This window comes from Streptomyces sp. NPDC018610, from assembly GCF_044391765.1.
Classification (GTDB): Bacteria; Actinomycetota; Actinomycetes; order Streptomycetales; family Streptomycetaceae; genus Streptomyces.
Genome location: NZ_JBISAL010000018.1, coordinates 1 through 9,680, shown reverse-complemented (window position 1 = coordinate 9,680; position 9,680 = coordinate 1). Strand labels below are relative to the sequence as shown.

Annotated in this window: 10 protein-coding genes and 1 pseudogene; 4 read left to right on the top strand and 7 right to left on the bottom strand. The window is 74.8% G+C overall.

Annotated features, from left to right (window positions below; all coding sequences use genetic code 11):
• Positions 1-180: 180 nt before the first annotated feature.
• Positions 181-1,827 carry a cytochrome bc complex cytochrome b subunit gene (locus ACH5A8_RS33205; protein WP_399007714.1) on the bottom strand — a complete coding sequence of 549 codons (1,647 nt, stop codon included), beginning with the start codon at positions 1,825-1,827 and terminating at the stop codon, positions 181-183.
• A gap of 125 nt (positions 1,828-1,952) precedes the next feature.
• On the opposite strand from ACH5A8_RS33205, the gene ACH5A8_RS33200 reads away from it, so the two are divergent.
• The 4 genes from ACH5A8_RS33200 to ACH5A8_RS33185 all read left to right on the top strand — a co-directional run bounded on the left by ACH5A8_RS33200 (position 1,953) and on the right by ACH5A8_RS33185 (position 5,431).
• On the top strand, positions 1,953-2,513 hold the full coding sequence (locus ACH5A8_RS33200) for a hemerythrin domain-containing protein (RefSeq protein ID WP_399007713.1): 561 nt from the start codon (positions 1,953-1,955) through the stop codon (positions 2,511-2,513).
• Between the two features lie 266 nt (positions 2,514-2,779).
• Positions 2,780-3,034: a DUF3040 domain-containing protein gene (locus ACH5A8_RS33195; protein WP_399007712.1), complete on the top strand. Its 255-nt coding sequence runs from the start codon at positions 2,780-2,782 to the stop codon at positions 3,032-3,034.
• 348 nt (positions 3,035-3,382) lie between these two features.
• Positions 3,383-4,162 carry a ribonuclease BN gene (locus ACH5A8_RS33190; RefSeq protein ID WP_399007789.1) on the top strand — a complete coding sequence of 260 codons (780 nt, stop codon included), beginning with the start codon at positions 3,383-3,385 and terminating at the stop codon, positions 4,160-4,162.
• A gap of 342 nt (positions 4,163-4,504) precedes the next feature.
• Complete coding sequence (locus ACH5A8_RS33185) at positions 4,505-5,431, top strand: DMT family transporter (RefSeq protein ID WP_399007711.1); 927 nt, start codon at positions 4,505-4,507, stop codon at positions 5,429-5,431.
• 241 nt (positions 5,432-5,672) lie between these two features.
• Here the strand turns inward: ACH5A8_RS33185 and ACH5A8_RS33180 are convergent.
• The 6 genes and pseudogenes from ACH5A8_RS33180 to ACH5A8_RS33155 all read right to left on the bottom strand — a co-directional run.
• Positions 5,673-5,972: pseudogene (locus tag ACH5A8_RS33180) on the bottom strand (TlpA family protein disulfide reductase); the annotation flags it as partial.
• 12 nt (positions 5,973-5,984) lie between these two features.
• Positions 5,985-7,070, bottom strand: a complete 1,086-nt coding sequence (locus tag ACH5A8_RS33175; protein WP_399007710.1) for a hypothetical protein — start codon at positions 7,068-7,070, stop codon at positions 5,985-5,987.
• 161 nt (positions 7,071-7,231) lie between these two features.
• Positions 7,232-7,945: a DUF3566 domain-containing protein gene (locus tag ACH5A8_RS33170; RefSeq protein WP_399007709.1), complete on the bottom strand. Its 714-nt coding sequence runs from the start codon at positions 7,943-7,945 to the stop codon at positions 7,232-7,234.
• 19 nt (positions 7,946-7,964) lie between these two features.
• Positions 7,965-8,507 carry a hypothetical protein gene (locus ACH5A8_RS33165; protein WP_399007708.1) on the bottom strand — a complete coding sequence of 181 codons (543 nt, stop codon included), beginning with the start codon at positions 8,505-8,507 and terminating at the stop codon, positions 7,965-7,967.
• A gap of 633 nt (positions 8,508-9,140) precedes the next feature.
• Positions 9,141-9,269 (bottom strand): hypothetical protein, encoded by a 129-nt coding sequence (locus ACH5A8_RS33160; protein ID WP_399007707.1) that lies wholly within the window; start codon positions 9,267-9,269, stop codon positions 9,141-9,143.
• A gap of 92 nt (positions 9,270-9,361) precedes the next feature.
• Positions 9,362-9,568 carry a hypothetical protein gene (locus ACH5A8_RS33155; protein WP_399007706.1) on the bottom strand — a complete coding sequence of 69 codons (207 nt, stop codon included), beginning with the start codon at positions 9,566-9,568 and terminating at the stop codon, positions 9,362-9,364.
• Positions 9,569-9,680 lie beyond the last annotated feature (112 nt).

Genomic DNA, 9,680 nt, shown 5'->3' with positions numbered 1-9,680 from the left:
GGGGGGCCCGCGGGGGGGGCCCTCGCGCGGGGGGCGCGCCCCCCCCCCCGGGGGGCGCGGCGGCTGCGGCGCCGCCCCGCCCCCCCCCCCGGGGGGGGGGGCCCCCCCCCGGCGCCGCGCCGGACCGGCGGCCGCACGCCCAGGACGGCGGCGTCCCCGGACCGGCGGACGGCCGTCCGCTCACTGCTCCTGCGAGGAGGCCGCCCCGTCCGGCACCGGAGCGGCCGTACGGCCGGTGATCTGGAGCCGTTCCTCCGTGGTCGCGGGCGCCTCGACGCGCTCGCCGTAGTACCAGGCGCTGAGCGCGGCCCGCAGACGGCGGCGCAGCGGGGCCCCGGGGCCCGGGCGTTCCAGCGGCAGCGGGACGTCCTTCACCAGGATCTCGTACCGGCGCCCCGCGTCGAGGTCCGTGTGGCTCTCGGCCATGCCGCCGGGCAGGTCCTGGTACACCTGGCCGCTCTCCTCGCCCTCCTGGAGCAGCTGCCGCTCGTGCAGTTGCAGGGCGAGGCAGATCCGTTTGGTGACCAGGAACGCGAGGACCGGGCCGGCGAAGAACAGCACCCGGAAGATCCACGTCAGGCCCTCGACGGAGACGCGGAACGTCTCGGCGATGACGTCGTTGCCGCCGGCCAGCAGCAGGACGGCGTACCAGACGATGGCGCCGACGCCGAGCCCGGTGCGCACGGGGCGGTCGCGCGGCCGGTCGCACAGGTGGTGCTCGACGAGGTCGCCGGTGATCCACCGTTCGAAGAAGGGATAGCAGTACAGCACCAGGAAGAGCAGCGCCGGCAGGACCACCGCCGGCAGCAGGACGTTCCACATGAGGGTGTGTCCGGCGACGTTCCACTCCACGCCGGGCATCAGGCGCAGCGCCCCCTCCAGGAAGCCGACGTACCAGTCCGGCTGGGCGTCGGTGGACACCTGGTCGGGGACGTAGGGGCCGAACGCCCAGATGGGGTTGATCTGCGCGATCGCGCCCGCGACGGCGAGGACGCCGAACACCATCAGCGACAGCCCGGTCGACTTGGCCGTGAACGCGGGGAACATGGGCTGCCCCACCACGTTGCGGTTGGTCTTGCCCGGCTGGGACCACTGGGTGTGCTTCAGGTACACCACCATGATCAGGTGCACGGCGATCAGCGCGATCAGCAGGCCCGGCACGAACAGCACGTGCACGATGTACAGCCGGCCGATGATCCGCTGCCCCGGGAAGGGGCCGCCCCAGGCGAAGAAGGCGAGATACGTGCCGACGACCGGGATCGACTGCACGATGGAGTCGGCGGTGCGCAGACCCGTGCCGGACAGCAGGTCGTCGGGGAGCGAGTAGCCGCAGAACCCCTCCAGGAGCGCCAGCATGAAGAGGGTGACGCCCACGAACCAGTTGGTCTCGCGGGGCCTGCGGAAGGCGCCCGTGAAGAAGATCCGCAGCATGTGCACACCGATCGCCGCCACGAACACCAGTGCGGCCCAGTGGTGCATCTGACGCATCAGCAGCCCGCCGCGCACGTCGAAGCTCAGGTACAGGGTGGAGTCGTAGGCCCGGGAGACCAGCAGGCCCCGCAGCGGCCCGTAGGAGCCCTGGTAGGGCGCCTCGGCCATGCTCGGGTCGAAGAAGAGGGTCAGGAAGGACCCGGTGAGGACCAGGAGGGCGAAGCTGTACAGGGCGATCTCGCCGAGCAGGAAGGACCAGTGGTCGGGAAAGGCCTTGCGCAGCAGTTGTCCGGCCAGTTCCGAGACGGGCGCGCGCCGGTCGGCGACGACGTACGCCTGGAAGGCGGCCTGCCGGGCCCTGGCCTCCAGTCTCGCCTTGCGTCGCCGCGTCAGCACGCCCGCATCACGCTCCTCAGGTGTCGTCACCGGCGTCCGCCAGGTGTTTCAATCTTGGGTGTGCGGCCCGGGCACACGGCGCAGGCGTGCCGGGAGCACCCCCATTGCCACAGTGAGGACACGGTGTGGACAGTCGAAGCGGCGTCGTCGGGGAGCTGACGGCGGACCACGCGCGGATCCGGGCGCTCTTCGACCGGATCCGCTCGGCGCCCCCGGGCGGCGCCGAGCGGTCGGCCCTGGTGGAGCGGGTCTCGGTGGCGCTGGTACGCCATTCGGTGGCGGAGAAGGCCCACCTGTATCCCGCGGTGCGCCGGTTCCTGCCGGACGGGGACGGCTGGGCGGAGCGCGGGCTGCGCGAGCACCGGGAGATCGGGGAACTGCTCGCGGCGCTGGAGGCGGCGGATCCCGAGGGCGAGGAGTTCACGGAGCTGCTGCTGTCCGTGGTCGTCCGGGCGACGCGGCACACGGTGGAGGACGAGCAGCTGCTGTTCCCGCGGCTGCAGGCGCTGTGCCCGCCGGAGATCCTGCGCGAGCTCGGGGCGAAGGTGCGCGACGCCGAGGCGTCCGGACCGACCCGGCCCCGCCCCGAAGCCCCGGACGCGGCCCCGCTGGTGAGGCTCACCGCCCAGGTGTGGGGACCGCTCGACCGCCTGCGGGACATGACCGCGCGGCGGGGACGACGATGAGCCGCCGGGCGGTTGCGGGAGCGTGACCCCGTGCGGGTGTCACGGTCGGCAGCGTCACGGCGGGTGGCGTGTGGATCGGGGCGGCCGGTGCCGGGTTTTCCGCGTCGACGGCCGCCGACGGGGGTACTGCGGAGCTACGGACCGCATCGGCCCCGGCCGACGGCGGCTCTCCCCGCGCCCGTGCCGGGCGCCGGCCCCGGGGCCCGGGTGGGACGCCGGGGAGCCACCGCCGTATCCGACGTCTCGCCGGATCCGAAGGAGCCCTCGTGAACTTCGAACGCGAACTCGCGCAGATCGAGAAGCAGTTGGTGACGCAGGATCCTCTCCTGGCGGAGAAGCTGGAGACGTTCGAGCAGATCACCGCCCCGCGGCCGAGGCCGGGCCAGCGGCGACGCGTCTACCTCTTCGCCGCCGTCGTCCTGGTGCTGCTCGCCCTCGCCTCCGCCCTGGCCTCCGGCACGGCCGCCGAGCATCCCAGGCCGTCGCAGGTGGTCCGGGAGGAACCGGCCGGGTCGGGATAGGACGTCAGGCCGGGTCCGGACAGGACGTCCACGGGCACGTCCACGGTCCCGGAGGGACCCTGGTCTGCGGGGAGGTCACCCGCACGTCGGCCTTCGCGGCCCGGTCGGCCGGCCCGGGGCCGCCTACCTGGTATGTCTGGTGGCGCAGCCGTCGGCCCCGCCGCGCCCGTCGGCGGGACACAGGCACCGCGGGCGGGCGCGCGACCGGACGATCCGCCGCACAGCCGCGGCCCCGAGAACCCCGAGGAGCGGCGGGATGACCGGTGACAGCAGAGGGCGGCGGCCCGGCCCCGGCGGCCGGCCGTCCGCCCGTGCGGGGTGGCGGGCGTGAGCCGCCGCTTCCCCCGGATCCGGCGCGCCGTACTCTCCCTGGAGGACCGGCTCGGCGCGCTCGCCCTGGTCCGGCGCGGCCGCGACCTGGAGCTGATGCACCGGGCGATGGGTTTCGCCACCCTCTCCCTGGTCACCCTGGCGCCCCTGCTCATCGTGGTCGCCGCCGCCGACCCGCTGGGCGAGGGCGGCTTCGCCTTCTGGCTGGTCGACGGCATGGGGCTGTCCGGCCGTTCCGCCCGGGTGCTCACCGACATCATCAGTCCCCCGGTCAAGGTGATCAGCACCACCAGCATCTGGGGCGGCATCCTGCTCGCGGTGTTCGGGGTGTCCTTCGCCGGCAGCGTGCAGAACGGCTACGAACGGATCTGGGCCCTGCCGCCCGGCCCCTGGCACCGCGTGTGGCGGCAGCTGACGTGGCTGGCCCTGCTGACCGCGTACCTGTACCAGGAGGTGCTGAACCGGCGGGAGTTCCAGGGCCTGGAGCGGGTCGCGGTGTCCACGAGCACCGGCGCGCTGTTCTTCTGGTGGGGCCAGCACTTCCTGCTGGGCGGCCAGGTGCCCTGGCGCCGCCTGCTGCCGGGCGCGATCGCCACCATGGTGGGCCTCGGCGGCCTGCGCGTCTTCTCCAACCTGGTGTTCACGCCGCTCATCGTCGACAACGCGATCAGCTACGGCACGGTCGGGATCGTGCTCGTCGTGGAGTCGTGGCTGACCGGCGTGGGTTTCGTCGTCTACGGCGGTGCGATGTTCGGCCGCTGGTTCTGCGAGCACCACTGGCTGCCCCGGATCCGGTGACGGCACGGCCGCGGGACCGGGTTCCGAAGGGCCGCGGGCGTTCGCGTTTGGCGGCGCCGGTGCCGGGATACTCCGTGACGGCCCAGCCCTCCCGGCCCCGGGGGCAGCCGGTCCTCCGGCCGCCTTCGGGCGTTCACCGTCGCAGCCGAGGTCAGCCACCGTGTTCGACGCCGTCCCGGAATCCAGGCTCCGGCCCGCCGCCCAGGCGCGCCCGGCAGGCCGGGCGCGGGCGGCCGCCGGGCCCGTACGCACCGCGTGCGGCGGCGGGACGGCGCCGGCGCGGCACGCCGCCGGGGACGGTGCCGGCGCACGCGGACCGAGACCGGGTTCGGACGGCCGCCGGTGAGTCCCCTGACCATCGCGCTGGCGCTGCTCGCCGCGCTGTCGAACGCCTCGGCCTCCGTGCTCCAGCGGCGGGCCGCCACGGACGAGTCCGACGAGGGCAGCGGGGCCCGGCAGGCGCTGCGCTGGCTCGCACGGGTGCTGCGGCGCCCGTACTGGCTCGCCGGCGCCGGGCTGCTGGGGCTGTCCACCGTGCTGCAGGCGGCGGCGCTGGCCGTGGGCAGCCTGTCCGTCGTCCAGCCGCTGATGGCCAGCGAACTGCTGTTCACCCTGGCCGTGGGCGGTCTCGTCTTCCGCAGCCGTCCGGACCGGCGGACCTGGCTGGCGTTCGCCGCGCTCGCCGTCGGGCTGGCCCTGTTCCTGGGCGCGGCGTCGCCCGCCGAGGGGAAGTCCACGGCCGAACCGGGTCTGTGGCTGACGGTGGGCGGCGCGGTGCTGGGCGTGGTGGTCGTGGTGCTGGTCGCCTCCCGTCTGGTCGAGGGCGCTCCGCGGGCCGCGCTGCTCGGACTGGCCTCGGCGGTGTCGTTCGCCGCGACGGCCGCGCTGATCAAGGAGGTGATGGGGCGGCTCGGGCAGGGGCTGGACGTGGTGCTGACGCAGTGGCCGCCGTACGTCACCCTGGCCGTGGGAATGCTGAGCTTCCTGCTGCTGCAGAGCGCGTTCCGCGCCGGGAGCCTGACCGCCTCGCAGCCCGCGCTCACCCTCGGGGACGCCCTGACCAGCGTGGCGCTGGGCTGGGTGCTGTTCCAGGAGTACATCGGGCTCGGCGTGCGGGTGCTGCCGGAGGCGATCGGCGTGGCGCTGGTCGGGGCGGGCAGCGTGGGCCTGGCGAGCGCCACGACCGCGGGCGACCAGTGGGACACGGCGCCGGGCGAGCGCGGCGGCCCCGGCCCGGACACCGAGCGGCCCGCCCGGCAGCGCTCCTGAAGCCGATGACTGTCCTGAGCCCGTCGGCGGTCTTGAACCCGGCGATGGTCCTGACCCCGTCGGCCCTCTGACTCCGTCGGTGCGGACCGGGTCCGGGCGGACGGGACCCGTGCCGTCCGGCCGACGACGGTGCGCCGACGGCGGGAGCGAACCGGAGCCGCCCGCTCCCGTCCGGGCGGGCGCCTGGGGACCGCAGTCGGCTCGGTGGCCGGGCAGCGGTCGCCGGGCGGGCGGGCGCGGTTCAGTCGTCGGCGAGCAGTTCGCCGACCGCCGCGTGCAGCTCGGCGGGGGTGGTGCCGCCGACGGTGCGCACGATGCCGGAGGCGTCGACGAGCACGTTGGTCGGGACGCCTCGGATGCCCAGACGGGCGGCGTACTCGCCCGTGCCGTCCAGGAGCACGGTGGCGCCGATGTCCCAGACGGCGGCGAAGTCGGCGGCCTCCTGCCTCGGGTCGGTGTTCTCCCATACGTTGATCATGATCACGTCCAGCCCGGACCGGGCCGTACGGCGGCGCAGCTCCTCCAGGACCGGCGCCTCCGCGTTGCAGGGGCCTCACCAGCTGGCGAAGAAGTTGATCACGTACTTCTTCTCGGCCCACTCCCGCGACGTGCGGATCCGGCCGCCACGCAGGTCGGGCAGTGCGAAGTCGGGCAGCGCCCGGCCCACCAGGGGGTGTACGGCGGGCTGCGTGGGGCCCGGGAGCCAGGGCCGGTGGACGAAGGTCACCGTGCCGCTGCCCGCGTTGCTCACCAGCAGGGTGCCGGAGACCGGATCCAGGGCGCAGTCGCCGGGGGCGTTGCCCACCGTGACGCGGTGCGTCTCGCGGCCGGCGCGGGTGTCCAGGACGCTGACCGTGCCGGCGCCCCGGTTGCAGACGTAGAGCCGGCCGCCCGTCTCGTCCCCGCACATGCCGACCGGCGCCCGTTCGACCGGCAGCTCGTCGAGCACGGCGCCGCCGTCGAGCGGAATGCGGCTGACGGTGCCGTGCAGCGAACTGGCCACGTACAGGTGCCCGGCGGCGGGGTCGGCCACCGCCTTGCAGGGGCCCTCGCGGACCGCGATCCGCTCCAGGGGGCGCAGCGTGGCGGCGTCGAAGACCGTCACGGATCCCGCCATGAAGTTCGCGCAGTACGCGCGGTCGCGCACGGTGTCCACGGCGATGCTGCCGGCGCCGAGCTCGGCGCGCACCGTACCCACGATCTCCAGGTGGTCGGCGTCGATGGCGGTGACCGTGCCGTCGGCGGTGTTGCCGCAGAACACCCGGCGCAGTCCGGGATGGTGGCCCAGCCCGGCGGGGTAGCAGCCGACCGGGAGCTGTGCGACGCGCGCGCCGGTGTCGGCGTCGAGCACCGTCACGGTGTCGGAACGGGCGTCGGCCGAGAACACCCGCCGGGTGGGCAGGTCCAGCACGACCGGGATCGGTTCACGGCCGACCGCGGCCCGCCACACCGGGGCGGCCCGGTCCAGGTCGAGGGCCACGACCTCGTCGCCGCGGGAGCAGGCCACGTAGGCGCGGCGCCGGCCGGGGTCGACGACGACCGCCTCGGGTCCCCTGCCGACGGGGCAGTGGGCCCGTACCCGGTGGGAGAGGTCGACCGAGCAGGCCGGGCCCTGTGCTGGCGTGTCGCGGTGGTCCATGTCATTAAGGGGTGTGCGGATCGCTGTTCGTTTAAACGGTCCGGACGCGTCGGAGCGGACGGAGCCGGTCCGGTCCGGTCAGCAAGGGCGGGACGTGATCTGTTCGGTGCGGGACGGAGCGGGGCCCGGCGGTCATGGGCCGGCGGAGCGGGGCCCGGCGGTCATGGGCCGGGCGGTGGGCCTGCCGCCGTCGCGTCCGGCAGCAGGGTGTCCGGAGGGCCTTCGGCGAGGGTCAGTTCGACGCCGCCGACGCAGCGCGCGGAGAGGTTGTAGCAGAAGGCGCAGAGCGTGGTGAACAGGGTGGCCGGGACCACCGTGGCGACCGCGAGCCCCAGTTGCCAGGCCGGCGGCGGCCACGGGTCCCGGCCGAGCAGGCCGAGCACGGTCCAGAGGGGAGGCAGGGTGACGGCCGTGCACACCACCAGTCCCGTCGACACCAGGAAGCTCACCGTCAGCACCGACCAGGGATCGGTCCGGGACATACGCGTCCGTACGCGCCCGGGCCGTCCCGGCGCGCCGGGCGGGGCCCACGGCCCGTCGTCGGGCGCGTCGTCCGCCGCGGGGGCCACAGGGGCCGGGTCGCCCGCCGTGCCGGGCTCGGCGGCAGAGGCGGTGTCCTCGGCGGGGGCGGCGGGCTCGGCGGCGAGGACGGCACCTTCCGCGGTCCCGCCGACGGCCGCGCCGACGGGGACGCCGCGGTCGGCCGCCTCGGCGGCGGGGTCGCTGACCGCGCCGGCCTCCGGCCGCGCCTTCGGGCGGGGGGCCTCGCCGGGCGCCCGGCGGGCCGGGGCGTCGTCCCCGGTGGCGTCCGGCTTCCCGTCCGCCGGCCCGGCCCCGCGGTGCCGTATTCGTAGGGTCCTGATGTTCCTGCGCATGTGCGGTCTCCGTGCGTTGTCAGGCGGCCTCGTGCGGGTCGCGCGTGGCCACGGAGGCGATGTGATCGCGGGTGATGCGGCCCACCTCGTGCCAGAACGGTTTCGCGGTCAGATAGGCGCCCAGCGTGGACATGACGCCCAGCGAGACGTCGACGCTGAGCCGGCCCTGCTTGGCCCAGTACACGTCCTGGAGGTCCAGGAGCAGGGCGAACTCGTCGCAGATCAGCGCGGTTCCGCAGCCGTAGGAGGCCGCCACCGCGGGGTGTCCGACGGCCTGCTCGTCGCCGCGTACGGCGATCAGGCCCACCGCCGCGAGCGCGGCGATCCCCAGGTTGTAGTGGTGCAGATGCCGGCCGCCCGCGGACACGTCGCCCCAGGGGAGCCAGCCGCCCCGGATGCCGTGCGTGATCACACGTGCGGTGCCGAAGGTCACCCCGAAGGAGATCCATGTGACGAGCAGCGACCGCTGCACCGGGGTGAGACGGCGGCCCGCCGCCTCGCGCCACCGCGCCGTGAGCCGGGGGCGGGCACGGTCGCGGCGCCGCGGCTTGGTGAGTCTCATCGTCGACCGGCCTCCTGCGGCGCGGACGCGGCCGGGGGCGTTCGGATGCCTTCCGGACCGTGTGGCGAGTCCCCCGCCGGTGTGCGGTTCCGACGTTATGCGCGCCGTCACCGCCCCGCATCCGCGGCTGACCCGAACGGCTGAGCCCCGACCGCGGGCGCACCGGCCGCCGTCCCCTGTGCTCCATGGTGGCTGCGACCCGTCCGCGACCGCGCCCCGGATCACGCCGGAACGTCCGTCCCCTCGTCTCGCGCGCCCTTGAGAGAACCGCCGTGAGGGAAGCCGTGCGGCATCGGCGGGAAACCGTCAGCCGAGCCGGACGCGACCGAGCGGGCCGGGACCCGGCTGGGGCAGGAGCGGGTACGGCGGAGTCTGCGCACCCTGACGGAGTTCCAGCCCGTCGGGGACCCTGGCGTACTGCCGCGGGCTGACCCGCCCGCGGGTCGCCGAGGCGCTCGCGCCTCGGGGGCCGGGATCACCATGGAGCCGGCGGGCGGGGCGCGGCAGCCGACCACCGCGCCCCTCGTCCTGCTGGGGATGCCCGCCTGACGCCCGTCCGCCCCGGCCGCTCGATGCGCGGCCGGGGCGGGGCGCGGGGCGTTCGCCCGGCGCGGTGTCACGCGCTCCGCGGTCCTACCGGATGCCGACCATGCGCCAGATCCTGATCTCACGCATGATGCCGGGCATCTCCTTGACCAGCAGGGCGACCGCCAGCCCGCCGACCACGGCGAGCTGAGCCGCCACCACCTTCTTGGCTGTCATTCCCGCGTTCCTTCCCTGTCCGTCCCGCTGTGCCGTGTCTCCTGTGCTCGTGCCCTGTTCCCGCGGTGGCCGGCCGGTGGCCGCCCCGCTGGTCAGCCGGGCGAGATGTTCGGCATGATCTTCATGATCGCGTCGTGCTTCTTCCAGTGGATCCCGGTGGAGCGACGCGCGTCGGACGTACCGTCCTTGTGGTGCCCCTGCTGCCGGTGGTACGGGCCCTTGTTGCCCTGGTGCAGTCCGGTGACGTGCCGGGGGGTGTCGGGCTTCACGTCGGGGCTGCCGACTCTGATGCTGCCCATGATCCGCTCCTCACGCTCCGTAGGTGGGGGTGTGGGTGGTGGTGAGGGTTTTGCCGTTGCCGAGGTACATGTGGACGCCGCAGGGGAGGCAGGGGTCGAAGCTGCGGACGGT

Bases quoted from the DNA above. Each gene is read 5' to 3' on its own strand.
- ACH5A8_RS33175 (WP_399007710.1), bottom strand. From the start codon at position 7,070: ATGGACCACCGCGACACGCCAGCACAGGGCCCGGCCTGCTCGGTCGAC.
- ACH5A8_RS33170 (WP_399007709.1), bottom strand. From the start codon at position 7,945: ATGCGCAGGAACATCAGGACCCTACGAATACGGCACCGCGGGGCCGGG.
- ACH5A8_RS33165 (WP_399007708.1), bottom strand. From the start codon at position 8,507: ATGAGACTCACCAAGCCGCGGCGCCGCGACCGTGCCCGCCCCCGGCTC.
- ACH5A8_RS33160 (WP_399007707.1), bottom strand. From the start codon at position 9,269: ATGACAGCCAAGAAGGTGGTGGCGGCTCAGCTCGCCGTGGTCGGCGGG.
- ACH5A8_RS33155 (WP_399007706.1), bottom strand. From the start codon at position 9,568: ATGGGCAGCATCAGAGTCGGCAGCCCCGACGTGAAGCCCGACACCCCC.